The organism is Caldimonas thermodepolymerans, from assembly GCF_015476235.1.
Taxonomy (GTDB): domain Bacteria; phylum Pseudomonadota; class Gammaproteobacteria; order Burkholderiales; family Burkholderiaceae_C; genus Caldimonas; species Caldimonas thermodepolymerans.
This window is the reverse complement of sequence record NZ_CP064338.1, coordinates 1,444,934-1,470,656: the sequence shown is the minus strand read 5'-3', so window position 1 is coordinate 1,470,656 and position 25,723 is coordinate 1,444,934. Positions and strand designations below refer to the sequence as shown.

Below are 25,723 nucleotides of genomic sequence, written 5' to 3'. Positions count from 1 at the left end.
TGCATCAGCCCCGGACTTTCCCTAGGCCGGGGCTTTTGTTCAGCCGCAATTCAGCGTGCGTTACGTACAGTGCGCCGGGCAGCGGCGGCGGGCTTCCCCGCCCGGCCTGTCCATCTCCCTCCATGCGCAGAGACCCTCCATGAAAGCCGACTGAGGGGACGTCCCGGAACGAGCGTCCTGGAACGCACTTTCAGCTGCCTGTAAGCTTTCAACCCCTGCGCCTCTTCGGACGAACGAAACGATCGGAGACAACGTGTCTGCTCTACTCAAGCTGTCGAGCGCGATCGACTGGATCAGCGAGCGCATAGGCAAGTTGATCATGTGGCTAGTGCTGGGCTCGGTGCTGATCAGCGCCGGCAACGCGATCGTGCGCAAGACCTTCGACACCAGCTCGAACGCCCTGCTCGAAATCCAGTGGTACCTGTTTGCCGGCGTCTTCATGCTCGGCGCGGGCTACGTGCTGCTGCGCAATGCCCACGTGCGCATCGACTTCATCTCCGCACGGCTGAGCCGGCGCACCAACGCCATCATCGACATCATCGGCATCGTCGCGATCCTGGCGCCCTTCTGCCTGATCATGATCGACCTCTCCTGGCCGGTGTTCATGAACGCCTACCAGAGCGGCGAGATGTCGCAGAACGCAGGTGGCCTGGTGCGCTGGCCGGTGTACCTGCTGATGCCGGTGGGCTTCGCGCTGCTGGTGCTGCAGGGCCTGTCCGAGCTGGTCAAGCGCATCGCCTTCCTGCTCGGCCTGCGCGACCAGCCGTTCAGCCACGTCGAAGAGAAGAACGAAGCTGAAGCGCTGGCCGAGGAACTGGCCCGCGAAGTCGAACAGAAACAGCCGGGCGCCAAGCAATGACCGAATTCCTGACCCAAAACTTCGTCCCCGTCCTGTTCGGTGGACTGCTGTTCTTCCTGCTGTCGGGCATCCCGGTGGCGTTCGGCCTGGCGGCGACCGGGCTGCTGTTCGGCTTCCTCGGCATGGAACTGGGCCTGTTCGGCTCCAACCTGTTCCAGGCCCTGCCGCTGCGCGTGATCGGCATCATGATGAACGACACGCTGCTGGCGATCCCCTTCTTCACCTTCATGGGGATCATCCTGGAGCGCAGCGGCATGGCCGAGGACCTGCTCGAGACCATCGGCCAGGTGTTCGGCCCGGTGCGCGGCGGCCTGGCGATCGCGGTGATCCTGGTCGGCGCGCTGCTGGCCGCCACCACCGGCGTGGTGGCCGCCGCGGTGATCTCGATGGGCCTGATCTCGCTGCCCATCATGCTGCGCTACGGCTACAACCGCACCATCGCGATGGGCACGATCACAGCGTCTGGCACGCTGGCGCAGGCCATCCCGCCCTCGCTGGTGCTGATCGTGATGGCCGACCAGCTGGGCCGCTCGGTGGGCGACATGTATGCCGGCGCCCTGGTGCCCGGCCTGATGCTGGTGGGCCTGTACCTGCTGTTCATCCTGACCGTGGCCGTGGTGCGGCCCAAGTGGGTGCCGGCGCTGCCGGCCGAGGCGCGCATCTATCGTGAGCCGAACGGCTCGAGCGGCCACCGGTCGTTGCTGGTGCTGATGCTGATCTGCGGCGCGGTCGGCTATGCCTGGTCGCAGGTGCACGACGCCGCGATGAAGGCGCTGCTCGAGCGCACCACCGCCTCGCCCGGCGACGAGGTCGTCATCATGTCGATGACGGTGGCCTCGTTCCTGGCGCTGGGCCTGGCGCTGCTGAACCGCCTGCTGCGCCTGAACCTGCTGTCGCGGCTGGCCGAGCGGGTCACCTTCGTGCTGATCCCGCCGCTGGTGCTGATCTTCCTGGTGCTCGGCACCATCTTCCTCGGCATCGCGACGCCGACCGAAGGTGGCGCGATGGGCGCGGTGGGGGCCCTGGTGATGGCGCTCTCGCGCCGCAAGCTCAGCTTCGCGATGATGAAGCAGGCGCTGGACAACACCGCGAAGCTGTCGTGCTTCGTGCTGTTCATCCTGATCGGCTCGACGATCTTCAGCTTCACCTTCAACGCGGCCGACGGCCACATCTGGGTCGAGCACCTGTTCGACCAGCTGCCCGGCGGCCAGCTGGGCTTCCTGATCGTCGTGAACGTGCTGGTGTTCATCCTGGGCATGTTCATCGACTTCTTCGAGATCGCGTTCATCGTGATCCCGATGCTGGCACCGGTGGCGGCCAAGATGGACATCGACCTGATCTGGTTCGGCGTGATCGTCGCGATGAACCTGCAGACGTCCTTCCTGACCCCGCCGTTCGGCTTCGCGCTGTTCTTCCTGCGCAGCGTCGCGCCGCGCGAGGACTACGTGGACCGCGTCACCGGCAAGCTGATCCCGGCCGTCACGACGCCGCAGATCTACAAGGGCTCGATCGCCTTCATCATCCTGCAGCTCACGATGGTGGCCGCGGTCATCGCCTTCCCGGGCCTGGTGACGGGCAACATCGGCCAGATCGAGAAGCTCAGCGACGAGGAAGTGATGCGCGAGCTGATGATCCCGAACGCGGGCGATGCCGAGGCCGATTCGGGCGCGGGGCTGGAGATGCAGGCGCCGGAGGTCGCGCCGCCCGAGGAGGACGATCCGATGCGCGGCTTCGACGAACCGCCGGCCGAATGACCCGGCGCATCGTCCGCCAACAAGAAAGGGCCTCGCGGCCCTTTTTTGTTGCCCGCGCGGGAAGCGGCCCCGCGGCAGGATCGCTCATGCCGCGGCCTCCTGCCGGCGGCCTCGCCTGCACCGCGCGACGGCATCGTCCACCACCTCGTAAAGCACCGGGATCACCAGCAGGCTCAGCACGGTGGAGGTGAGCAGGCCGCCGATCACGACGATGGCCATGGGCGCGCGGAAGCTCGGGTCGGCGCCGAAGCCGAGCGCGATGGGCAGCATGCCCGCCCCCATCGCCAGCGTGGTCATCACGATGGGGCGCGCGCGCTTGCGGCAGGCGTCGAGCAAGGCATCCAGCCGCGGCAGGCCGCGATCGCGCTGCGCGACGATGGCGTATTCGACCAGCAGGATGGAGTTCTTGGTCGCGATGCCCATCAGCATGATCATCCCGATCATCGCCGGCATGCTGAGGTGGGTGCCGGTCAGGTACAGCGCCAGCAGCGCCCCGGGAACGGACAGCAGCAGCGCGCCCAGGATGGTCAGCGGCTGCGCCCAGGCGCCGAACAGCAGCACCAGCACCATGTAGATGCAGGCCACGCCGGTGCCCATCGCGAGCAGGAAGCTGCGGCCGAGCTCGTTGGAGGTCTCCGCCTCGCCGACGTCCAGCTTCGACAGCCCGGGCGGCAGCTGCTGCAGGCCGGGCAGCGCCGCGACCCGCTGCTGCACCTCGCCCATCGGCCGCCCGTCGAGCTCGACCGAGAAACTCACCGTGCGCAACCGGTCGAGCCGCTGGATGCGCGCCGGGCCGCTGGCCACCTCCAGCGTGGCGACCTCGCGCAGCGGCACCGGGCCGCGTTCGCCCGGCACCGGCAGCTGACCCAGCAGGTCCGGGTCGCGCGCGGCGGCCTCGGGCAGCCGGACCACGATGGGCACCTGGCGCTGGCTCAGGCTCAGCTGCGGCAGGAACTGCTCGTGGTCGCCCAGCGTCGCCACGCGCACCGTCTCGGCGATTGCCTCGACGCTCACGCCCCGGTCGGCCGCACGCGCCGCATCGGCACGCACGACCAGCTCCGGACGCTGCAGGCTGGCGCTGCTCGCGACCTGGCCGATGCCCGGCAGGCGGCGCAGCTCCTGCTCGATGCGCGCCGCATGCTGCGCCAGCAGCTCGGCGTCCTCGCCGGACAGGGCGAAGGTGTAGGCCTCGCTCGCCGCGAGCGTGATGCGGGCGCCCGGCACGTCCTGCAGGCGCGCCCGCAGCGCCTGCTCGATCTGCTGCTGGCTCGTGCCGCGACGCTCCCGGCGCGGCACGAGGCTCAGCGTCAGCGTGGCCGTGCGGCTTTCCGCCGCCCCGCCCAGGGGGTCGTCGCGGCTGCCGCCGCCGATCGCGGCATGGACCTGCCGCACGTGCGGGTGCGTGGCCACCGCCGCGCGCACCGCCTCGGCCACGGCCTGCGTCTGCGCCAGCGTGGCCCCGGGCGGCAGCTCGACCCCGATGCGGATCTGGTGGCCGTCCTCGGGCGGCATGAAGTCGCCGCGGATCGCGCCCGCCAGCAGCGGCAGCGCGCACGCCACGCCGAACGCCGCGGTGGCCGCCAGCGTCGCCCCCTTGTGGGTGAAGGCCCAGCGCGCGGCCTTCAGGTAGGCCGGCATCCAGAACGGCTCGGCCTGCGGCCGCGCCGGCCGGCGCAGCAGGTAGGCCGCCATCATCGGGGTCAGCAGGCGCGCCACCACCAGCGAGAAGAACACCGCGATCGAGGCCGTCCAGCCGAACTGCACGAAATAGCGCCCCGCCAGCCCCTTCATGAACGCGGTGGGCAGGAACACCGCGATCAGCGTGAAGGTGGTGGCGATCACCGCCATGCCGATCTCGTCGGCCGCCTCGCGTGCAGCCTCCAGCGGCGACTTGCCCTGGGCCAGGTGGCGCATGATGTTCTCGACCTCGACGATGGCATCGTCGACCAGGATGCCCACCACCAGCGACAGGCTGAGCAGCGTGACCAGGTTGAGCGTGAACCCCATCCACTCCATCACCAGGAAGGTCGGCAGGATGGACAGCGGCAGGGCCACGGCACTGATGAAGGTGGCGCGCGCGTCGCGCAGGAAGATGCCGACCACCAGCACCGCCAGCAGCGCGCCTTCGAGCAGCAGCGACAGGCTGCCCTCGAAGTTCTCGACCACCGGGTCGATCGCGTTCCAGGCCTCGGAGATTTCCAGCTCCGGGTGCAGTGCCTGCAGCTCGGCCAGCGCCTGGCGCACGCCTGCGGCCACGTCCAGGTCGCTGGCGCCGGTGCTGCGCCGGATCTCGAAGCCGACCACCGGCCGGCCGTCGAGCAACGCCGCGCTGCGGCGCTCGGCATGACCGTCGTGCACCGTGGCCAGCTGGTCCAGGCGCAGCACCGGGCCGCCGGGCAGCGGGATCTCCAATGCCGCCAGGGCCTCGGCCGACGGCGCGGCGACCACCGTGCGCACCGCCTGCTCGCCGCTGCCCAGCAGCACGCGCCCGGCGGGCGCCTCGCGCTGCGCCTGCACGACACGGCGCGACACCTCGGCCGCGCTCAGCCCCCAGGCCAGCAGGCGGTCCGGGTCCAGCTCGACGCGCACCTGGCGGTCCAGCCCCCCGACGCGCGTGACCGCCCCGACCCCCGGCACGGCGAGCAGGCGCCGCGTGATGCGGTCGTCGACGAACCAGGACAGCGCCTCCTCGTCCAGGCGCGACGAAGCCACCGTGTAGGCCAGGATCGGATCGTTCTTGAACTCGATCCGGCGCACCACCGGGTCGCGCAAGGCCGCGGGCAGGTCCGACCGGACCCGGGCGACTGCGGCGCGCACGTCGTCCAGTGCCTCCTGCGGCGACTTCTCGAGGTGGAACTCGGCCGAGACCGTGGCCACGCCGTCCTGCACCACCGTGTGCAGGTGCCGCAGCCCTTGCAGCGTGGCCATCGCGTTCTCGAGCTTGCGGGCCACCTCGGTTTCCATCTGCGCCGGCGCGGTACCGGGCAGTCGGGCCTCGACGGTGACGAGCGGCAGGTCCACGTCCGGAAAGTTCTGCACCCGGGCCTGCAGGAAGGCCCACAGGCCGACGACGGTCAGCGTGGCAAACAGCAACAGGGCCGGCACCGGATGGCGGATCGACCAGGCCGAGACGTTCATGGCCGCTCCTTCGACGAGGGTGGTGCATCGACCACGCGCACCGTCATGCCGTCGGCCAGGAAGCCGACCCCGGACTCGACCACCGCCGCATCCGGCGCCAGCCCGGCGCGAATCTCGACACGGTCCCCGCGTCGTGCGCCCGGCGTCACCTTCTGCTGCCGCACGGTGTCGCCCTCGATGCGGAACACGTAGGCCTGCCCGTCGCGCAGCAGCAGCGCAGTGTCGGGCAGCGTCAGCACCGGGCGCGGCGCGCCCAGGATCTCGCCGCGCGCGAACAGGCCGGCGCGCAGCCCGGGGGCCGGATCGAGCTCGACGTGGACGATGCCGGTACGGCGTTGCAGGTCGACCTGCGGCGCCACCTGGCGCACGCGGCCGGACACGGCCTGCGCGCCCACCAGGACCCGGGCCGCCTGGCCGGGCTCCACCTGCGCCAGGTCCGGGCCGGGCAGCTCGGCACGCCATTCGAGGCGGCCGTGGCGCTGCAGGCGCATCAGTTCCTCGCCGGCCTGCACCAGCGCCCCCTCGACCGCCGGGCGGGCACTGATCACGCCGTCGTCCGGCGCCTGCACCCGGGTGTAGGCCAGGCGCAGCGCGTCGCCCTGCGCGCGGGCCCGGGCAGCCGCCAGGCGCGCTTCGGCCGCCTGGGCCGCCGCCACCGCCTGGTCGATAGCCTGCGCGGACAGCACCTCGGTGCCCTGCAGCGACAGCGCGCGCCCGGCGGCACGGCGGGCCTCGGCCGCGGCCGCCTCGGCTTCATGCAGCGCCGCCCGGCTGGCAGCCACGTCGGCCTCCAGCGTGCCGGGGCTCAGCCGAGCGAGCAGCTGACCCTTGCGGACCCGGTCGCCGACCGACACGTGCAGCTGCGCCAGGCGCAGGCCACCGATCTCCGGGGCAATGACGACTTCTTCCCAGGCGGCGATGCTGCCCGCCGCCGGCAGGGCCTGGGGCCAGGACTCGCGCGCGGGCCACACGGGCCGCACCGCCAGGGCCGGCGCCGGGGCCTCGGACGTGGTCGCAGGAGCCGCCTCGCGACCGGCCGCCCACCACCCCAGGCCGGCGACGGCCGCCACGACCAGGCCCGCGACGAGCAGGAGGGCTCGGCGCTTCATCGCTGCCCCTCCCCCGCGCCGGCCACGACGGCGGCCTCGGCCTGCCAGCCGCCGCCCAGGCTGCGGTACAGGCCGATCCAGGCCTGCGCGTGCGCGGCCTGCGCGGCCAGCTGCTCGTCGTACGCGGCCAGCGCGTCGCGCCAGGCCGCCAGCCGCTGCGGCCCGCTGGACAGGCCCGCCTGCGCCTGCCGCTCGGTGCGCCGCGCGATGCCCTGCCACGCCTGCGCCTGCCCGGCCGCGGCGTGCCGTCGCTCGCGGGTCGCCTGCACGCGCTCCAGCGCCTCCTCGACCTCCGCCACCGCGGCCTGCCATTTCGCCTGCAACGTCGCGGCCGCTTCGTCGATCGCCGCCAGTGCCGCCTCGTTGCGCGCGCGGCGGGCCCCGCCGTCGAACAGGGGCAGGCTCAGGCTGGGGCCGATCGACCACAGCGAACTCACCGCGGTCTGCCCGCCGACGCTCACGCGCGCCTGTCCCGCCAGCGCGCCGAAGCTCAGCTGCGGGTAGCGCTCGGCATCGACGCTGCGCTGGCGGGCCACCGCGGCCAGCCAGCGCTGGTGGGCCGCGGCCACGTCCGGCCGCTGGCCGAGCAGCCGCGCGGGCAGCGTCTCCACCGCAAAGGGTGGCACCTCCGGCAGCGCGCGACGCGGCAGGCCGTCGTCGGCCGGCAGGGGCGGTGCCTGCAGCTCGGCAGCGAGCGTGGCCGCCGGCACCCCGAGCAGCAAGGCCAGCGCCTGCAGGGCCACTTCAGCCTCGGCATGCTCGACGCTGCGGCGGGCCGCGGCCTGCGCCGCCTCGGCCTGCAGTCGCGCGACATCGCTGGCGGACGCCAGGCCTGCCGCCTGCTGCTGGCGACCCCAGTCGGCCAGCCGGGCCGCGAGCCGCGCGTCGAGCTCGGCCACCTCCTCGCGCGCCTGGGCCAGCCGCAGGTCCACGTAGGCCGCCGCCACGTCGGCCGCCAGCGTCACGCGCGCCGCATGCCAGTCGTGGCGGGTGGCCTCGGCCTGTGCCGCCTGTTCGTCCGCGGCGGCACGCCGCGCGCTGAACAGGTCAATCTCCCAGCTGGCCTCGAGCCGGGTGTCCGACTGGGCCGAGGCCCCGGGGACGTTGTCGAGATTGCGCCCCCGGCTCGCCGTCGCGCTCGCGTCCAGCCGGGGCAACAGGGCGGCACGCGCTTCGCGGACCCAGGCACGCGCCTGGCGATGGCGGGCGGCAGCAGCCTGCAGGTCCGGGTTGGCGGCCTGCGCCCGCTCGATCAGTGCGGCCAGCCGCGGATCGGCAAAGGCGCGCCACCAGCCGGCCAGCGCGGTGACCGAGCCGCCGTGCGGCAGCGGCGCGCGCCAGGCTTCGGGCAGATCGACCGCCGCCGGCCCCTGCGGCGGCGTGCCGGCGCAGGCAGCCAGCAGCAGGACCAGCACTCCTGCGGCGATCCGCCCGCGAAGACCTCCCCCTCCCCGCCCCGTGCGAGGCGGCACGCGAAACGACGTGACGACAGCAGCTGACATGGGGATGCTCCCTGGACAGGCGACGATAAAGTTCGCATTACGATCTATTTTTGATTCGTAATGCGAACTATGTCAAGATCGCCACGCCATGCAGAAGCACCGATCGATCAACCATGCCTCGGCCCCGGACGGCGGGCTGGCCGACGCGCTGGTGACCAGCGCCTTCGTCACGATGGCCGTCGTCAGCCGGCTGGGGGCCGAGCACGACCTCTCGCTGTCCATGGTCCGGCTCCTGGGCATCCTCGCGGACCGGCGTCCGCGCATGACCGAGCTGGCCGACTACCTCGGCCTGGAGAAGCAGACGCTGTCCGGCCTGGTGGCCCGGGCGGAAAAGAAGGGCTGGGTAGCACGTGCGCCGAATCCGGACGACGGCCGCGCCACCGACGTGTTCCTGACGCCCGAAGGGACGAAGCTCGTGCGGCGCCTGCACGCGCAGGGGCGCGAGGCGTTGGCCCCGCTGACCGGCGCGCTTGCCCCGGAGGACCAGCAGGCGCTCGAGCGCCTGCTGCGGCGCCTGCTGGCCGCCCGTGCGGCCGCCTGAAGGCAGGCAACAAAAAAGCCCCGCGACGCGGGGCTTTTCCTTGGTGGCTCGCAGGCCGGGACCTGCGGCGGTCAGAGCTTGACGCCCTGCATGTAGCGGTCGTACTGGGCCTCGTTGAAGCGCCACCAGAGGTACAGGTCGCGGCGGAATTTCTCCAGGTCGCCGTAGATCTTCTTCCAGGCCGGGTTCTTGGCCGACAGCTCGGCATAGAGGTCCTGGCAGACTTTGAAGCCCTGGTCCATCACCGACTTCGGGAAGGACACCAGCTTGACCTTCTGGGCCACCAGCTGCTTGAGCGCTTCCGGGTTGCGGGCGTCGTACTTGGCCTGGATCTCGGAGTGCACCAGCGCCGCGGCGGCTTCCAGCACGGCCTTGTACTCGCTCGACAGCGAGTCGTAGGCCTTCTGGCTGATGTAGAAGTCGACCTGCGGGCCGCCTTCCCACCAACCGGGGTAGTAGTAGTTCGGCGCCACCTTGTACAGGCCCAGGCGCAGGTCGTCGTACGGGCCGACGAACTCGGCCGCGTCGATCGTGCCCTTCTCCAGCGCCTGGTAGACCTCGCCGGCCGGCAGGTTCTGCGGCACGACGCCCAGGCGTTCCATCACGCGGCCGGCGAAGCCGCCGATGCGGAACTTCAGGCCCTTGAGGTCGTTGACGGACTTGATTTCCTTGCGGAACCAGCCGGCCATCTGGGCGCCCGTGTTGCCGCCCGGGAAGTTGATGATGTTGTAGTTCGAGTAGAACTCGCGCATCAGCTTCAGGCCGTTGCCGTCGTACATCCACGCCGTCATCTGGCGCGAGTTCAGGCCGAACGGGATGCCCGCGCCCAGCGCCCAGGCGTCATCCTTGCCGAAGTAGTAGTAGGCCACCGTGTGGCCGGCCTCGATGGTGTTGTTCTGCAGCGCGTCGACGATGCCCAGCGCCGGCACCAGCTCGCCCGCGGCATGGACCGAGATCTGGAACTTGCCACCGGTCATGTCGGCGACCTTCTTCGCCAGCGTCTCGGCCCCGCCGTACAGCGAGTCGAGCGACTTGGGGAAGCTGGACGCCAGGCGCCAGCGCACGTTGGCCTGCGCGTGCACGACCGCCGGAGCCGCCCCGGCGGCAAGCACGCCGGCCAGGCCCGTGTTGCGTAGAAAAGATCGACGTTCCATCACTGTGGTCTCCAATGTGTTCAGGGCTTCGCCGCGCTTGCAAGGACGCGGGAGAGTCACCGATTCTCCCCGGCGCCGGCTCGGCGTGGTCTTGTGGATTGTCCGCATGCCACCCCTGCGGGTTCGATGTACGCACAGGCGGTCGCGGGAACGGGAAAAGGCTCAGCTGCCGGCCACCTTCATCTGCTCGACCAGCACCGAGCCGGTGGTCTTGGAGCCGAGCGTGTAGGCGTCCGCGCCGATCGCGACGATCTGGCGGAACATCTCGCGCAGGTTGCCGGCGATGGTGATCTCGTGCACCGGGTAGGCGATCTGGCCGTCCTCGACCCAGAACCCCGCCGCGCCGCGCGAATAGTCGCCGGTCACGTAGTTGACGCCCTGCCCCATCAGCTCGATCACCAGCAGGCCCCGGCCCAGCTTGCGCAGCATGGCCGGCAGGTCGTCCTCGGGCCGGGTCAGGCGGCTGGTCAGGAACAGGTTCTGCGAGCCGCCCGCATGGCCGGTGGTGCGCATGCCCAGCTTGCGCGCCGAGTAGCTGGACAGGAAATAGCCCTCGACCCGGCCGGCGCGCACCACGTCGCGCGCGCGCGTGACCACGCCTTCGTCGTCGAACGGCGCGCTGCCCTTGCCCTTGGGCAGGTGCGGGTCCTCGTGGATGTCGACATGCTCGGGGAACACCTGCTGGCCCAGGCTGTCGGCCAGGAAGGTGGCCTTGCGGTACAGCGCGCCGCCGCTGGTGGCCTGCACGAAGCTGCCGAGCAGGCCCGCGGCCAGCGGCGCCTCGAACAGCACCGGGCAGGTGCAGGTGGGGATCTTGCGCGACTTCAGCCGCGACAGCGCCCGCTCGGCGGCATAGCGGCCGACCGCCTCGGGCGAGGCCAGGTCGCGCGGGTCGCGCATCGAGGTGTACCAGGCGTCGCGCTGCATGTCGTCGCCGCGCCCGGCGATCGGCGCCACCGACAGCGAATGGCGCGAGCTGGCATAGCCGCCGCGGAAGCCGCGCGTGTTGCCGGCGAAGAAGTGCGACTGCTGGGCCGACACCGCGGCACCCTCGGAGTTGGTGATGCGCGCATCGGTCTGCAGCGCCGCAGCCTCGCAGCGCATCGCCAGCTCGGCGGCTTCGGCGGCCTCGATGGCCCAGGGGTGGAACAGGTCCAGGTCGCGCGTGGCGGCCTCGCCCAGCGCCAGGTCCTGCTCGTCGGGCAGGCCGGCGGCCGGGTCCTCGGCGGTGAAGCGCGCGATGTCGTAGGCGGCCTGCACCGTCTGCTCCAGCGCCGCGCGCGAGAAGTCCGAGGTGCTGGCGTTGCCACGCCGCTGGCCGATGTAGACCGTCACGCCGAGCGACTTGTCGCGGTTGCGCTCGACGTTCTCGATGTCGCCCTTGCGCACCGAGACCGACAGCCCCGCCCCTTCGGAAACCTCCACGGCGGCATCGCTGGCGCCGAGCCGGCGGGCGCACGCCAGCGCCTCCTCGACGAGTTCGCGGAACTGGTCCTGCGTGTAGGCGAATCCCTGTGCGGGCGTGGAACTGGAAGTGTGGGGCATGTACGGGTGTCGATCTGGTGGGTCCGGAGTGCGGACCTATGATACTGGCCTGCCCGATGGCAAGGCGCCGCAGCGTGCCACGGCGCCGCCGCATGCAGGGGCATGGCCGGGCGGTGCCGCGGTGGCGCTGTGCAACAATGTCGCGGCCTGTCGGCCCGCACCAGCCCGACGGCTGCGCTCCCCGGCCGCGCCGCGCCCGCCGAAGTCGCCCAGGGGACCTGTACGCCAGACGGCGACCCGTTGCCTCCCATGTCATCCGACCTCACCGACGATTTCGACGACGACGGCCGCGACGCGCGGCCGAGCAAGACCCAGCGCAAGAAGGAAATGCACGAGCTGCAGGCGCTCGGCGAGGCCCTCGCCGAGATGCCCGACGAGCGCCTCGAACGGCTGGAGCTGCCCGAGAGCCTGCGCGACGCGCTGCGCGAGTACCATCGCACCCGCTCGCACGAGGGGCGCCGCCGCCAGATGCAGTACATCGGCAAGCTGATGCGCCGCGTCGACCCGGAGCCGATCCGCGAGGCCATCGCCGAGATGCGCCTGGGCCATGCGATGGACACGCTGGTGCTGCACCAGGCCGAGCACTGGCGGGCCGAGCTGATCGCCAGCGACGACGCGGTGACGCGCTGGATCGCCGAGCACCCGGGCTGCGACGTGCAGCAGCTGCGCAGCCTGGTGCGCGCGGCGCGCAAGGACGCCGCCGCCTCGCCCGAGCAGCGCAACGGGCGCGCCTACCGCGAGCTGTTCCAGTTCATCAAGCCATTGCTTCAGGAGCCTCAGGATGAGTGACTTCGACCCCGTGCGCATCGGCGTGGTCTCGATCAGCGACCGCGCCTCCAGCGGTGTCTACGAGGACAAGGGCATCCCCGCCCTCCAGGACTGGCTGGGCCGCGCCGTGCGCAACCCGATCCACTGGGAGACCCGGCTGGTGCCGGACGAGCAGGAGCGCATCAGCGCGACGCTGCGCGAGCTGGTCGACCAGGCCCGCTGCGACCTGGTGCTGACTACCGGCGGCACCGGCCCGGCGCCGCGCGACGTCACGCCCGAGGCGACGCTGGCGGTGGCCGACAAGGTCATGCCCGGCTTCGGCGAGCAGATGCGCCAGATCAGCCTGCAGTTCGTGCCCACCGCGATCCTGTCGCGCCAGGTCGCCGTGATCCGCGGCCGCGCGCTGATCATCAACCTGCCCGGCCAGCCCAAGTCGATCGCGGAAACCCTCGAGGGCCTGAAGGACGCCGACGGCAACCCGGTGGTGCACGGCATCTTCGCCGCCGTGCCCTACTGCATCGACCTGATCGGCGGCCCCTACATCGAGACCGACGAGTCGGTCTGCAAGGCGTTCCGACCCAAGTCTGCGCAGCGCCCGCCGCGCACCGCTACCTGACCAGCCGGTTCAACGGCTCGGGGTCGAACTGCTCGGTGGTGTGGGCCTCGGTCGGCACCGTGCCCTGCGACAGCCGCTCGACCGCCTGCCACAACAGCGCGATCTGGTGCTCCTGGCTGGCCGCGTTGTCGACCAGCCCGCGGATCGCCTGCGAGACCGGGTCGTCGCTCTGCGTCACCCCGTAGGCCGAGAAGCCCATGCGCGCGGCGGCCGCCTCGCGCTGCGCGTCGCTGTCCTTCTGGATGATGCGCGCGGGGTTGCCGACCGCGGTCGCCCCCGGCGGCACCTCCTTGACCACCACCGCGTTGGAGCCGATGCGCGCGCCGTCGCCCACCGTGAAGGCACCCAGCACCTGCGCGTTGGCGCCGACGATCACGCCGCGTCCCAGCGTCGGATGCCGCTTGGCGCCCCGGTTCAGCGAGGTGCCGCCCAGCGTGACGCCCTGGTAGATGGTGCAGTCGTCGCCCACCTCGGCGGTCTCGCCGATCACCACGCCCATGCCGTGGTCGATGAACACGCGCCGGCCGATGCGCGCGCCCGGGTGGATCTCGATGCCCGTGAGGAAGCGGCTGACATGCGAGATGAAGCGCCCCAGCCAGCGCAGGCCGTGGGTCCAGCACCAGTGCGCCCAGCGGTGCATCACCAGCGCGTGCAGGCCGGGGTAACAGGTCAGCACCTCCCAGGTCGTGCGCGCCGCAGGATCGCGCTCCAGGATGCAGGCGACGTCTTCTCGCAGGTGCCGGAACATGCAGCAGGGCTCCAGGGCGGTTGGAAAAGCGGGCAGTGTAACGGCGCGCCGCAAGCCTTACTTGCGGGCGGCCTGCTGCATGGCCTTGGCGATGCCGCGCAGCAGGTGGACCTCCTCCTCGGTCACCTGGGCGCGGTTGAACAGCTGGTTCAGCCGCGGCACCAGCTTCTTCGGCGCCGCCGGATCGAGGAAGCCGATCTCCACCAGCGCCTGCTCCCAGTGCGCCAGCAGCCCCTGAACCGCCTGCGCGCTGGCCAGCGCCGGATCGGGCGCGCGCGCCGGCGCCCCGTAGCCGCCCAGCGCCTGGCGCCATTCATAGGCGATCACCTGCACCGCCTGCGACAGGTTCAGCGAACCGTAAGCCGGGTTGGTCGGGATGGAAAGCGTCGCGTGGCAGCGATAGACGTCCTCGTTGCTCATGCCGTAGCGCTCGGAGCCGAACACGAAGCCCACGCGGTGACGGCTGCCCGCCAAGCCCGCGAACAGCTCGCGCGGCGCGTGGGTCGGCGGGCCGAAGTCGCGCGGCGTCATCGCGGTGGCGCAGGCGTAGGTGACGCCGTCCAGCGCCTCGGCCAGCGTCCCCACCACGCGGGCGCGCACCAGGATGTCCGCCGCGCCGCTGGCCATGGCCACGGCCTCCTCCTGCACCAGCACGTCCGCGTGGCGCGGCGCCACCAGCACCAGGTCGGAGAACCCCATCACCTTCATCGCCCGGGCGACGGCGCCGACGTTGCCGGGATGGCTGGTGTGGAGCAGGATGAAGCGGGTCGGATCGGCGGTCATGCGGGAAAAAGTGCGGCCCACGGCGGGCCTGGCGTCGGGACACTCGCCCCGGGGCCAGCGCGGCCGCACCCGGGCAGATAGAATCCGACATTATCTTTGCGAGGCCCGCCATCCGGCTGGCCTCGCGTCGCTCTTGCTCCCCCCAAGCTCCCCGTACGCCATCGCCGCAGGTATTGCCATGTCCCAACAAGCGCTTCACCCGATGCTCAACACGGCCGTCAAGGCCGCCCGCGCTGCCGGCGCCATCATCAACCGCGCCTCGATGGACCTGGACCTGCTGCGCGTGACCGCCAAGTCCACCAACGACTTCGTCACCGAGGTGGACCACGCCGCCGAGCAGGCCATCATCGAGACCCTGCTGACCGCCTATCCCGGCCACGGCATCCTCGCGGAGGAATCGGGGCGCGCCCACGGCGCGAAGAACAGCGACTACCTGTGGATCATCGATCCGCTGGACGGCACCACCAACTTCATCCACGGTTTCCCGGTCTACGCGGTGTCGATCGCGCTGCAGGTGCGCGGCCAGATCCAGCAGGCGGTGGTCTACGATCCGGCGCGCAACGACCTTTTCTATGCCTCCAAGGGCCGCGGCGCCTTCCTGAACGACCGCCGCATCCGGGTGTCCAAGCGCACCCGCCTGTCCGACAGCCTGATCGGCACCGGCTTCCCGTTCCGCAAGGGCGACAACTTCAAGCGCTACATGAAGATGTTCGAGGCGGTGATGACGCAGTGCGCGGGCCTGCGCCGCCCGGGCGCGGCCGCGCTGGACCTGTGCTACGTGGCCGCCGGCTACTACGACGGCTTCTTCGAGACCGGCCTGAACCCCTGGGACGTGGCCGCCGGCTCGCTGATCGTCACCGAGGCGGGCGGGCTGATCGGCAACTTCACCGGCGAGCCGGACTTCCTGCACCAGCGCGAGGTGGTGGCCGCCACGCCGCGCATCTACAGCCAGATGGTGCAGCTGCTGTCGCCCTTCACCCGCGTGATCAAGGACGTGGACGAGCCCGCCGCACCGGCCCCGGCGCCCGCCCCGGCCACCGGCGAGCCCGAGGCCGGCGCGCAACCGGCCGCCAAGAAGAAGGGCCCGGTGCGCATCCGCAAGGTCGACCTGGCCGGCGACAAGGACACCGGCCCCGCACGCTGACCCTGCGCCCCTGCCGCGATGGACCGCCCGGCTCAGCCCATGCAGGACTTCAGCCAGCACACGCCGATGATGCAGCAGTACCTGCGCATCAAGGCGGCGTTCCCGGACACGCTCGTCTTCTACCGGATGGGCGACTTCTACGAGCTGTTCTACGACGACGCCGTCAAGGCGAACCGGCTGCTCGACATCACGATCACCACGCGCGGCCAGAGCGCCGGCCAGCCGGTGGTGATGGCCGGCGTGCCGGTGCACTCGGTCGAGGCCTACCTGGCCAAGCTGATCAAGCTCGGCGAGGCGGTGGCGATCGCCGAGCAGGTCGGCGACATGGCCACCGCCAAGGGCCCGGTCGAGCGCAAGGTGGTGCGCGTGGTCACCCCCGGCACGGTGACCGACACCGAGCTGCTGGCCGACAAGCGCGACACCCTGCTGGTCGCGCTGCACCACAAGGGCGCCACCTACGGCCTGGCCTGGCTGGGCCTGAGCAGCGGACAGCTGGGCCTGACCGAATGCTCGGCGCGCGAGCTCGACACCTGGCTGGCCCGCCTGAACGCGGCCGAGCTGCTGGTCTGCGGCGACGAGCTGCCGCCTGCGGTGCAGCAGGCGCGCGCCGCCGTCACCAAGCGCCCGGCCTGGCAGTTCGACAGCGCGCTGGGGGCGCGCAAGCTGTGCGAGCAGCTGCGCGTGGCGAGCCTGGCCGGTTACAACGCGCAGGACCTCGCGGTCGCGCATGCCGCCGCGGCCGCGCTGCTGAGCTACGCCGAACACACCCAGGGCCGTGCGCTGGCGCACGTGAGCACGCTGTCGGTCGAGCGCGCCAGCGACCTGCTCGAGCTGCCGCCCTCGACCCAGCGCAACCTGGAGCTGACCCAGACCCTGCGCGGCGAGGACAGCCCCACCCTGCTGTCGGTGCTGGACACCTGCCGCACCGGCATGGGCAGCCGGGCGCTGCGCCGCTGGCTGGTCTACCCGCTGCGCGAGCGCACCCAGGCGCGCCAGCGCCACGAGGCGATCGCCGCGCTGATCGGGCACGGCTTCGAGCCCTTGCGCGACGCGCTCAAGCAGGTCAGCGACGTCGAGCGCATCGCCGCTCGCCTGGCGCTGCGCCAGGTGCGCCCGCGCGAGCTGGCCGGGCTGCGCACCACGCTGCAGGCGCTGCCCGCGCTGCGCGCGACGCTGCCGGCGCAGGCCGCGCCGCTGCTGGTCGAGCTGTCCGCCGCCCTCACCCCGCCGCCCGAGATCCTGGACCAGCTGCAGCGCGCCCTGGCCGAGGAACCGGCGGTGATGGTGCGCGACGGCGGCGTGATCGCCCCCGGCTTCGATGCCGAGCTGGACGAGCTGCGCGCAATCAGCCAGAACTGCGACGCCTTCCTGATCGACCTGGAGGCGCGCGAGCGGGCGCGCACCGGCATCGCCAACCTGCGCGTGCAGTTCAACAAGGTGCACGGCTTCTACATCGAGGTCACGCAGGGCCAGCTCGACAAGGTGCCGCTGGACTACCAGCGTCGCCAGACGCTGAAGAACGCCGAGCGCTTCATCACGCCGGAGCTCAAGGCCTTCGAGGACAAGGCCCTGTCCGCGCAGGACCGTGCGCTGGCGCGCGAGAAGATGCTCTACGAGCAGCTGCTCGACGCGCTGCAGCCGCACCTGCCGGCGCTGACCGCGCTGGCACGGGCGCTGGCCGGGCTGGACGCGCTGGCGGCGCTGGCCGAGCGCGCCACCACGCTCAACTGGTGCCAGCCGCAGTTCGTCAAGGAGCCCTGCATCGAGATCGAGCAGGGCCGCCACCCGGTCGTCGAGGCGCGCCTGCTGGAGACCGGCAACGGCCCGTTCATGCCCAACGACTGCCGGCTCGACGCCAACCGCCGCATGCTGGTCATCACCGGCCCGAACATGGGCGGCAAGTCGACCTTCATGCGCCAGGTGGCGCTGATCGTGCTGCTCGCGGCAATGGGCTCCTACGTGCCGGCCAGGAGCTGCCGCCTCGGTCCGATCGACGCCATCCACACCCGCATCGGCGCGGCCGACGACCTGGCCAACGCGCAGTCCACCTTCATGCTGGAGATGACCGAGGCGGCGGCCATCATCCACGGCGCCACCGAGCAGTCGCTGGTGCTGATGGACGAGATCGGCCGCGGCACCTCGACCTTCGACGGGCTGGCGCTGGCCAGCGCGATCGCCACCCACCTGCACGACCGCAACCGCTCGTTCACGCTGTTCGCGACGCACTACTTCGAGCTGACCGAGTTCCCCGCGAAGCACGAGCGGGCCATCAACGTGCACGTCTCGGCGGCCGAGTCGGGCGACGACATCGTGTTCCTGCACGAGATCCAGCCCGGGCCGGCCAGCCGCAGCTACGGCGTGCAGGTCGCCCGCCTGGCCGGCATGCCGCCCGCGCTGATCCGCCAGGCGCGCGCGACGCTGGAGGCGCTGGAAGCCCAGCAGCGCGCGCACGACGCGCAGATCGACCTGTTCGCCCCGCCCCCGCCGCCGTCCGAGGAGCAGCGCGCCCCGTCGCCGGTGGAGGAGGCGCTCGCCGCCCTGCAGCCGGACGCGATGTCCCCGCGCGAGGCGCTGGACGCGCTGTACCGGCTCAAGGAACTGCAAGGGAAAGCCTCATGACCTACTGCGTCGCCATGCGGCTGGACGCCGGGATGGTGTTCCTGTCCGACTCCCGCACCAACGCCGGCCTGGACCAGATCAGCACCTTCCGCAAGATGTCGGTCTACGAGCAGCCGGGCGACCGGGTCATGGTGCTGCTGTCGGCCGGCAACCTCGCGATCACCCAGGCGGTGCGCCAGCTGCTGCGCACCGAGACCATCGACGGAGACGACGGCAGCGTCTCGATCTGGAACTGCCGCAGCATGCACGACGCGGCGCGCATCGTCGGCGCCTGCGTGCGCAAGGTCCACGAGCGCGACGCCGCGGCGCTGCGCAACTTCGGCATCGAGTTCAACGTCAACCTGATCTTCGGCGGCCAGATCCGCGGCGAGCCGATGCGGCTGTTCAACGTCTACGCCGCCGGCAACTTCGTCGAGGCGGGCGTGGACGGCGTGTGCTACTTCCAGATCGGCGAGTCCAAGTACGGCAAGCCCATCATCGACCGCATCGTCACCCCCGCCACGCCGCTGGACCAGGCCGTCAAGTGCGCGCTGGTGTCGATGGACTCGACGCTGCGCTCCAACCTCTCGGTCGGCCTGCCGCTGGACCTGCTGGTCTACGAGGCCGACACGCTGCACGCGCAACGCATCGTGCACATCGACGAGCGCGACCCGTATTTCCGCCAGATCCGCGACAGCTGGGGCCAGCGGCTGCGCGAGGCGTTCGTCTCGCTGCCCAACCCCACCTGGGACGCCGGCGCGGCCGAGCCGACGCTGCACGCCGCCGCCCCCCAGCAGCAGGAATCCCTCAACCCCCTGCGCAAGATCCATGCGCCCGATGGCTGAGCCGACCTCCTCCCCTGCCCCGATCGTGTTCTCGCACGCGAACGGCTTCCCGGCCGGCACCTACCGCGTGCTGTTCGAGCGCTTCCGCCAGCATGGCTACGAAGTCCATGCGGTCGAGAAGTTCGGCCACGACCCGCGCTTTCCGGTCACCGACAACTGGCCCTACCTGCGCGACCAGCTGGTCCGCTTCATCGAGGCCGAGGTGCCCGGCCGCCCGGCCTGGCTGGTCGGGCACTCGCTGGGCGGCTACCTGAGCCTGCTGGCCTGCCTGTCCCGGCCCGAGCTGGTACGCGGCGTCGTGCTGCTCGACTCCCCGGTGCTGTACGGCTTCAAGGCCACCGCGGTGCAGCTGGCCAAGGCCACCGGCTGGATCCACAAGGTCTCGCCGGGCCGCATCTCGCGCCAGCGCCGCAACGTCTGGACCAGCGCCGAGGAGGCCTATGCGCACTTCGCCTCCAAGCCCGCGTTCGCCCGCTGGCGGCCCGACGTGCTGCGCGACTACATCGCCGCCGGCACCTACAGCACCGGCGAGGGCCAGGCGCTGAGCTTCCGGCGCGAGGTGGAGACCGACATCTACAACTCGCTGCCGCACCACCTGCCGCGCCTGCTGCGCCGTCGCCCGCCGCAGCGGCCGGTCGCCTTCATCGGCGGCACCCAATCCAAGGAGGTGCGGCAGGTCGGCATGCGCGCCACGCAGCGCCTCACCCAGGGCCGCATTTCCTGGATCGAGGGCACCCACCTGTACCCGTTCGAGAAGCCCGACGAGACCGTGGATGCGGTCGTCGACTGGCTGCGGCGCTTCGAGGCCGCCGCGCAGGCGGCGTCGATATAATGCCTCTTTACCACCACAGCGGCCGTGATCGTTAAGCGGCCGCTGCACACAATGACCAAGTACGTCTTTGTCACTGGCGGTGTGGTGTCCTCCCTCGGCAAGGGCATCGCTTCGGCCTCCCTGGCCGCGATCCTCGAATCGCGCGGCCTCAAAGTCACCCTCATCAAGCTCGATCCCTACATCAACGTCGACCCTGGAACGATGTCCCCGTTCCAGCACGGCGAGGTGTTCGTGACCGACGACGGGGCCGAAACCGACCTGGACCTCGGACACTACGAGCGCTTCATCACCACCAAGATGAAGCGCACCAACAACTTCACCACCGGCCAGATCTACAAGAGCGTGCTCGAGAAGGAGCGGCGCGGCGACTATCTGGGCAAGACGGTGCAGGTGATCCCGCACATCACCAACGAGATCCAGGAATTCGTGCGCCGCGGCGCCGGTGTCGGCACGCCCGACGAGGTCGACGTGGCCATCGTCGAGATCGGCGGCACGGTGGGCGACATCGAGTCGCTGCCCTTCCTCGAGGCAGTGCGCCAGATGAGCCTGAAGCTCGGCCCCACCAACACCGCCTTCGTGCACCTGACCTACGTGCCGTGGATCGCCGCGGCCGGCGAGCTCAAGACCAAGCCGACCCAGCACACGGTGCAGAAGCTGCGCGAGATCGGCATCCAGCCCGACGCGCTGCTGTGCCGCGCCGACCGCCGCATCCCGGACGACGAGCGCGAGAAGATCTCGCTGTTCACCAACGTGCCCGAGTACGGCGTGATCTCGGTGTGGGACGTGGACACCATCTACAAGGTGCCGCGCATGCTGCACGAGCAGGGCCTGGACCAGCTGATCTGCACCAAGCTGCACCTGTCGACCAAGCCGGCCGACCTGTCGCGCTGGGACAAGCTGGTCTACGAACTGGAGCACCCGCAGCACGAGGTCACGATCGCGATGTGCGGCAAGTACGTCGACCTGAGCGACTCGTACAAGTCGCTCAACGAGGCGCTGCGCCACGCCGGCATCCACAACCATGCGCGCGTCAGGATCGAGTATGTCGACTCCGAGGAACTGACGCCCGAGAACGTCGACCGGCTCGGCAAGTACGACGCCATCCTGGTGCCGGGCGGCTTCGGCAAGCGCGGCGTGGAAGGCAAGATCCTGGCGGCCAAGTTCGCGCGCGAGAACAAGATCCCCTACCTGGGCATCTGCCTGGGCATGCAGGTCGCGACGATCGAGTTCGCCCGCCACATGGCCGGGCTCAAGGGCGCCAACAGCACCGAGTTCGACGCCCACACCGAGCACCCGGTGATCGCCCTGATCGACGAATGGCAGGACGCCGACGGCACGATCCAGCGCCGCGACGCCAACTCGGACCTGGGCGGCACGATGCGCCTGGGCGCGCAGAGCTCGGACGTCAAGCCCGGCACGCTGGCGCACGAGATCTACGGTGACGTCGTCACGGAACGTCACCGCCACCGCTACGAAGCCAACGAAAAATACCTCAAGCAGCTGGAGGATGCCGGCCTGGTCATCTCGGCGATCACGCAGCGCGAGAAGCTGACCGAGATCGTCGAGCTGCCGCGCGACGTGCACCCGTGGTTCATGGGCGTACAGTTCCACCCGGAATTCAAGTCCACGCCATGGGGCGGGCATCCGCTGTTCACCTCCTTCATCAAGGCGGCGCTGGCCCACCAGCAGCGCCGCGGCGAGAAAGCGGAACGCTGAACCGATGCCGCGGCGACGCGGCTTTTTTGCAACACGAGGTCACAGCATGCAGCTTTGCGGCTTCCAGGTCGGTCTCGACCAACCCTTCTTCCTGATCTCCGGCCCCTGCGTCGTCGAGTCCGAGCAACTGCAGATGGACACTGCCGGCACGCTCAAGGAGATCACCTCGGAGCTGGGCATCCCGTTCATCTTCAAGTCCAGCTACGACAAGGCCAACCGCTCCTCGGGCAGCTCGTTCCGCGGCCCCGGCATGGAAAAAGGCCTGGAGATCCTCGCCAAGGTCAAGCGCGAACTGGGCGTGCCGGTGCTGACCGACGTGCACACCGAGGAGGAGGTCCCGGTGGTCGCCCAGGTGGTCGACGTGCTGCAGACGCCCGCCTTCCTGTGCCGCCAGACCGACTTCATCCGCGCCGTGGCGCAGTCGGGCAAGCCGGTCAACATCAAGAAGGGCCAGTTCCTCGCGCCGCACGACATGAAGAACGTCATCCAGAAGGCCCGCGACGCCGCGCGCGAGAAGGGCCTGCCCGAGGACAACTTCATGGCCTGCGAGCGCGGCGCCAGCTTCGGCTACAACAACCTGGTCAGCGACATGCGGTCGCTGGCGATCATGCGCGAGACCGGTGCCCCGGTGGTGTTCGACGCCACCCACTCGGTGCAGCTGCCCGGCGGCCAGGGCACCAGCTCCGGCGGCCAGCGCGAGTTCGTGCCGGTGCTCTCGCGCGCCGCGGTGGCCGTCGGCGTGGCGGGCCTGTTCATGGAAACCCACCCCGACCCGAGCAAGGCGCTCAGCGACGGGCCCAACGCCGTGCCGCTCAAGCGCATGAAGGACCTGCTGGCCACGCTGGTCGAGCTCGACCGCATCACCAAGCGCAACGGGTTCCTGGAGAACAACTTCAGCTGAGGCGCCGGCAGGGGTCACCCCGCCTGCGGGGTGCCGTCCGCGGTCGACGCCCTGCCGCCCCCACGACAGACAGATTCATTGACTTCAAGGAAGAGGACCTTTCATGAGTGCCATCGTTGACATCGTCGGCCGCGAGATCCTGGACAGCCGCGGCAACCCGACCGTCGAGTGCGACGTGCTGCTGGAATCCGGCGTGATGGGCCGCGCGGCCGTGCCGTCGGGGGCCTCCACCGGCTCGCGCGAGGCGATCGAGCTGCGCGACGGCGACAAGAACCGCTACCTGGGCAAGGGCGTGCTCAAGGCCGTCGAGCACATCAACACCGAGATCTCCGAGGCCGTGCTGGGCCTGGACGCCTCCGAGCAGGCCTTCCTCGACCGCACGCTGATCGACCTGGACGGCACCGACAACAAGTCGCGCCTGGGCGCCAACGCGACGCTGGCGGTCTCGATGGCGGTGGCGCGTGCCGCGGCCGAGGAATCCGGCCTGCCGCTGTACCGCTACTTCGGCGGTTCGGGCTCGATGCAGATGCCGGTGCCGATGATGAACGTCATCAACGGCGGCGCGCACGCGAACAACAACCTCGACCTGCAGGAGTTCATGATCCTGCCGGTAGGCGCGCCCAGCTTCCGCGAGGCGGTGCGCTACGGCGCCGAGGTCTTCCACGCGCTGAAGAAGATCATCCACGACAAGGGCATGAGCACCGCAGTCGGCGACGAAGGCGGCTTTGCCCCCAGCGTCGCCAGCCACGAGGCCGCGATCCAGCTGATCCTGGAAGCGATCGAGAAGGCCGGCTACACCCCGGGCGAGCAGGTCGCGCTGGGCCTGGACTGCGCCTCCAGCGAGTTCTACAAGGACGGCAAGTACCACCTCGAAGGCGAAGGCCTGACGCTGACGGCCGAGGAATGGACCAACGTGCTGGCCACCTGGTGCGACAAGTACCCGATCATCAGCATCGAGGATGGCATGGCCGAGGGCGACTGGGACGGCTGGGCCCACCTGACCCAGGCGCTGGGCCAGAAGGTGCAGCTGGTCGGCGACGACCTGTTCGTCACCAACACCAGGATCCTGCGTGAGGGCATCGAGAAGCGCATCGCCAACTCCATCCTCATCAAGATCAACCAGATCGGCACGCTGACCGAGACCTTCGCCGCGATCGAGATGGCCAAGCGCGCCGGCTACACCGCGGTGATCTCGCACCGCTCGGGCGAGACCGAGGACTCGACCATCGCCGACATCGCCGTGGGCACCAACGCCGGCCAGATCAAGACCGGCTCGATGTCGCGTTCGGACCGCATCGCCAAGTACAACCAGCTGCTGCGCATCGAGGAAGACCTGGGCGACGTCGCCAGCTACCCCGGCCGCGCCGCGTTCTACAACCTGCGCTGATCGGCGCCATGTCGGCCCGCCTCCTCACGCTGGTGCTCGCCGGGCTGCTGGTGCTCGTGCATGCCGAGCTGTGGTTCGGCAAGCACGGGGTGCACCGCGTGATGGAGCTGCAGGGGCGGCTGGCCGAACAGCGGGCGAAGAACGACCGCAGCCGCGAGCGCAACCAGCAGCTCGCGGCCGAGGTCAGCGACCTCAGGGAAGGGCTGGAGATGGTCGAGGAAAAGGCCCGCTACGACCTCGGCATGATCAAGCCCGACGAGATCTACGTGCAGCTGACGCCACCGCCGCGGTGAGCGCTTCGTTTCTTCCGCCTGCCCCCGTCCGCCCGGCCCTGCCGGGCGGCTTCACGTTGGCGGTGGCCGGGGCCACCGGCGCCGACGTGCAGGCCCTGTGCGCCGGCCTGCGCGAGCGGCTCGCATCCGGCACGGCCTGGCAGGTGCTCGACGTCACCGAGGCCCTGCTGGAGGGCGCGGCAGCCGCCCTGCCCGCGCCGGCCCGCTGCCTGCTCGCCGGCCTGGACGTGCTGCCGCCGGCACAGCGCCCGGCGGCCGAGGCGCTGGACCAGCGCCTGCGCGAGGCGCTGCAGCGCGCCGGATGGTCCTACGGCGTGGTCTACGGCCGCACCCCGGCCGAGCGCCTCGAGGCGGCCTGCCGCCTGCTCGCGCCCCCGTCACGGCGTCCCGGGACGTCATCGGAGTCGGCCCCTCGCCTGCGCCCCTGGTGCTGTCCGGAATGCCTGGTGCCCGAATGCGAGCACCGGCTGTTCCGGCTGCCGCGCCAGGTGCCCCGCGGTCACTGGATCGACGACGAGGACGGCGGCTGATTGCGCTCTTCGGTGAACAGGCCGCCCACGTCGACCGCGTCGAAGTGGTAGAGCGCGCCGCAGAAGTCGCAGCCGATCTCGACCCGGCCCTGCTCGGCGATGATGCCGTCGACCTCCTCGCGGCCCAGGCCCCTGAGCATCTGCCCGACGCGCTCGCGCGAGCAGCTGCAGGCAAAGCGCGGCCCGTGCTCGCCGGTCAGCGGCTCGAAGCGGCGCAGCGATTCTTCCCAGAACAGGCGGCGCAGGATGGTGTCCACGTCCAGCGTCAGCAGCTCCTCGCGGGTCAGCGACGCGGCCAGGTGCGAGATGCGGTGGTAGGCCTCGTCCAGCTCGGCGGTCTCCTCGCCGGCCCGCCCGCCCAGGTTGGCCTCGCCTTCGACCGGCAGGCGCTGGATCAGCAACCCCGCGGCCACGGTGTCGTTGGCGGCCAGCACCAGCGTGGTCTCGAGCTGCTCGGACTGCCGCATGTAGTGCTCCAGCACGTCGCTCAGGCGCTGCAGCGGCTCGTGCTGCGGGCCGTGCAGCGGCACCACGCCCTGGTAGGGCTGCTGGCCCGGCAGGCGGTCGCGCGGGTCCAGCGTGATCGCGCAACGCCCCTGCCCGTGCACGTTGACCAGTGCCTCGAGCTGCGCGGCCTCGTCGACCTCGCCGATCACCTTCGCGGTGGCGCGCAGGCTCAGGTCCGGCTGCACCTCGGCGACCGCGAGCTTGACGGGGCCGTCGCCGGCGATCTGCAGCACCAGCGCGCCGTTGAACTTGATGTTCGACTGCATCAGCACGCCGGCGGCGGCCATCTCGCCGAGCAGTTCGCGCACCGGCCGCGCGTAGCCGCCCGACTGCTCGCGGCGCTGCAGGATGTCCTGCCAGGCGTCGGTCAGGCGCACGATCATGCCCCGCACGGGCAGGCCTTCGAAGATGAACTTGTGCAGTTCGCTGTGGGAAAGGGTTGCGCTCAAGATG

Annotated in this window: 22 protein-coding genes; 14 read left to right on the top strand and 8 right to left on the bottom strand. The window is 70.7% G+C overall.

Annotated elements, in window-relative coordinates; all coding sequences use genetic code 11:
* The first annotated feature begins 253 nt into the window (after positions 1 to 253).
* Positions 254 to 859, top strand: a complete 606-nt coding sequence (locus tag IS481_RS07030; protein WP_104358156.1) for a TRAP transporter small permease subunit — start codon at positions 254 to 256, stop codon at positions 857 to 859.
* Complete coding sequence (locus IS481_RS07025) at positions 856 to 2,613, top strand: TRAP transporter large permease (RefSeq protein WP_104358157.1); 1,758 nt, start codon at positions 856 to 858, stop codon at positions 2,611 to 2,613. Before IS481_RS07030 ends, IS481_RS07025 begins: the two co-directional genes overlap by 4 nt.
* 84 nt (positions 2,614 to 2,697) lie before the next feature.
* Here IS481_RS07025 and IS481_RS07020 read toward each other — a convergent pair whose 3' ends face one another.
* The 3 genes from IS481_RS07020 to IS481_RS07010 are packed head-to-tail and all read right to left on the bottom strand — an operon-like array spanning position 2,698 to position 8,275.
* A complete protein-coding gene (locus IS481_RS07020; protein WP_104358158.1) occupies positions 2,698 to 5,751 on the bottom strand; it encodes an efflux RND transporter permease subunit in 3,054 nt (1,017 codons plus the stop codon).
* The gene (locus tag IS481_RS07015) at positions 5,748 to 6,860 is read right to left on the bottom strand and encodes an efflux RND transporter periplasmic adaptor subunit (RefSeq protein WP_104358159.1); all 1,113 of its coding nucleotides are present in this window, start codon (positions 6,858 to 6,860) and stop codon (positions 5,748 to 5,750) included. Before IS481_RS07015 ends, IS481_RS07020 begins: the two co-directional genes overlap by 4 nt.
* The gene (locus tag IS481_RS07010) at positions 6,857 to 8,275 is read right to left on the bottom strand and encodes an efflux transporter outer membrane subunit (protein ID WP_170067478.1); all 1,419 of its coding nucleotides are present in this window, start codon (positions 8,273 to 8,275) and stop codon (positions 6,857 to 6,859) included. The genes IS481_RS07015 and IS481_RS07010 overlap by 4 nt, the downstream gene beginning before the upstream one ends.
* Positions 8,276 to 8,450: 175 nt before the next feature.
* Between IS481_RS07010 and IS481_RS07005 the strand changes: the two genes are divergently transcribed.
* A complete protein-coding gene (locus IS481_RS07005; RefSeq protein ID WP_104358161.1) occupies positions 8,451 to 8,903 on the top strand; it encodes a MarR family winged helix-turn-helix transcriptional regulator in 453 nt (150 codons plus the stop codon).
* A 71-nt stretch (positions 8,904 to 8,974) separates the two neighbouring features.
* Here the strand turns inward: IS481_RS07005 and IS481_RS07000 are convergent, their stop codons facing one another.
* Both IS481_RS07000 and pmbA read right to left on the bottom strand, forming a co-directional pair.
* Positions 8,975 to 10,057 carry a TRAP transporter substrate-binding protein gene (locus IS481_RS07000; RefSeq protein ID WP_104358162.1) on the bottom strand — a complete coding sequence of 361 codons (1,083 nt, stop codon included), beginning with the start codon at positions 10,055 to 10,057 and terminating at the stop codon, positions 8,975 to 8,977.
* A 162-nt stretch (positions 10,058 to 10,219) separates the two neighbouring features.
* On the bottom strand, positions 10,220 to 11,602 hold the full coding sequence (gene pmbA / locus IS481_RS06995; RefSeq protein WP_104358163.1) for a metalloprotease PmbA: 1,383 nt from the start codon (positions 11,600 to 11,602) through the stop codon (positions 10,220 to 10,222).
* Between the two features lie 249 nt (positions 11,603 to 11,851).
* Here pmbA and yjgA point away from each other — a divergent pair, with 249 nt between their 5' ends.
* Positions 11,852 to 12,391, top strand: a complete 540-nt coding sequence (gene yjgA, locus IS481_RS06990; RefSeq protein WP_104358164.1) for a ribosome biogenesis factor YjgA — start codon at positions 11,852 to 11,854, stop codon at positions 12,389 to 12,391.
* Positions 12,384 to 12,986, top strand: coding sequence for a molybdopterin adenylyltransferase (gene mog / locus IS481_RS06985; protein WP_104358165.1), 603 nt, complete (start codon positions 12,384 to 12,386; stop codon positions 12,984 to 12,986). Before yjgA ends, mog begins: the two co-directional genes overlap by 8 nt.
* Here mog and cysE read toward each other — a convergent pair.
* Together cysE and IS481_RS06975 are read right to left on the bottom strand one after the other, a co-directional pair.
* Complete coding sequence (gene cysE, locus IS481_RS06980) at positions 12,979 to 13,734, bottom strand: serine O-acetyltransferase (protein WP_104358166.1); 756 nt, start codon at positions 13,732 to 13,734, stop codon at positions 12,979 to 12,981. The genes mog and cysE overlap by 8 nt on opposite strands.
* A gap of 57 nt (positions 13,735 to 13,791) precedes the next feature.
* Entirely contained in the window at positions 13,792 to 14,517 is a 726-nt protein-coding gene (locus IS481_RS06975; protein WP_104358167.1) for an RNA methyltransferase, read from the bottom strand.
* A 178-nt stretch (positions 14,518 to 14,695) separates the two neighbouring features.
* Here IS481_RS06975 and IS481_RS06970 point away from each other — a divergent pair, with 178 nt between their 5' ends.
* The 9 genes from IS481_RS06970 to IS481_RS06930 all read left to right on the top strand — a co-directional run bounded on the left by IS481_RS06970 (position 14,696) and on the right by IS481_RS06930 (position 24,763).
* Positions 14,696 to 15,661 (top strand): inositol monophosphatase family protein, encoded by a 966-nt coding sequence (locus IS481_RS06970; RefSeq protein WP_104358168.1) that lies wholly within the window; start codon positions 14,696 to 14,698, stop codon positions 15,659 to 15,661.
* Between the two features lie 39 nt (positions 15,662 to 15,700).
* Positions 15,701 to 18,280 (top strand): DNA mismatch repair protein MutS, encoded by a 2,580-nt coding sequence (mutS, locus tag IS481_RS06965; protein ID WP_104358169.1) that lies wholly within the window; start codon positions 15,701 to 15,703, stop codon positions 18,278 to 18,280.
* On the top strand, positions 18,277 to 19,104 hold the full coding sequence (locus tag IS481_RS06960; protein ID WP_104358170.1) for a proteasome-type protease: 828 nt from the start codon (positions 18,277 to 18,279) through the stop codon (positions 19,102 to 19,104). The genes mutS and IS481_RS06960 overlap by 4 nt, the downstream gene beginning before the upstream one ends.
* Entirely contained in the window at positions 19,097 to 19,936 is an 840-nt protein-coding gene (locus tag IS481_RS06955) for an alpha/beta fold hydrolase (RefSeq protein WP_104358227.1), read from the top strand. The genes IS481_RS06960 and IS481_RS06955 overlap by 8 nt, the downstream gene beginning before the upstream one ends.
* 51 nt (positions 19,937 to 19,987) lie before the next feature.
* The gene (locus IS481_RS06950; protein WP_104358171.1) at positions 19,988 to 21,652 is read left to right on the top strand and encodes a CTP synthase; all 1,665 of its coding nucleotides are present in this window, start codon (positions 19,988 to 19,990) and stop codon (positions 21,650 to 21,652) included.
* A gap of 46 nt (positions 21,653 to 21,698) precedes the next feature.
* Positions 21,699 to 22,553, top strand: a complete 855-nt coding sequence (gene kdsA, locus IS481_RS06945) for a 3-deoxy-8-phosphooctulonate synthase (RefSeq protein WP_104358172.1) — start codon at positions 21,699 to 21,701, stop codon at positions 22,551 to 22,553.
* Positions 22,554 to 22,656: 103 nt separating this feature from the next.
* The gene (gene eno / locus IS481_RS06940; RefSeq protein ID WP_104358173.1) at positions 22,657 to 23,940 is read left to right on the top strand and encodes a phosphopyruvate hydratase; all 1,284 of its coding nucleotides are present in this window, start codon (positions 22,657 to 22,659) and stop codon (positions 23,938 to 23,940) included.
* Positions 23,941 to 23,948: 8 nt separating this feature from the next.
* A complete protein-coding gene (ftsB, locus tag IS481_RS06935) occupies positions 23,949 to 24,233 on the top strand; it encodes a cell division protein FtsB (protein WP_104358174.1) in 285 nt (94 codons plus the stop codon).
* Positions 24,230 to 24,763, top strand: a complete 534-nt coding sequence (locus IS481_RS06930) for a hypothetical protein (RefSeq protein ID WP_146079551.1) — start codon at positions 24,230 to 24,232, stop codon at positions 24,761 to 24,763. Before ftsB ends, IS481_RS06930 begins: the two co-directional genes overlap by 4 nt.
* Here the strand turns inward: IS481_RS06930 and hslO are convergent.
* Positions 24,733 to 25,719: an Hsp33 family molecular chaperone HslO gene (hslO, locus tag IS481_RS06925; protein WP_259371689.1), complete on the bottom strand. Its 987-nt coding sequence runs from the start codon at positions 25,717 to 25,719 to the stop codon at positions 24,733 to 24,735. The two genes, IS481_RS06930 and hslO, sit on opposite strands and share 31 nt — an antisense overlap.
* Between the last annotated feature and the right edge of the window lie 4 nt (positions 25,720 to 25,723).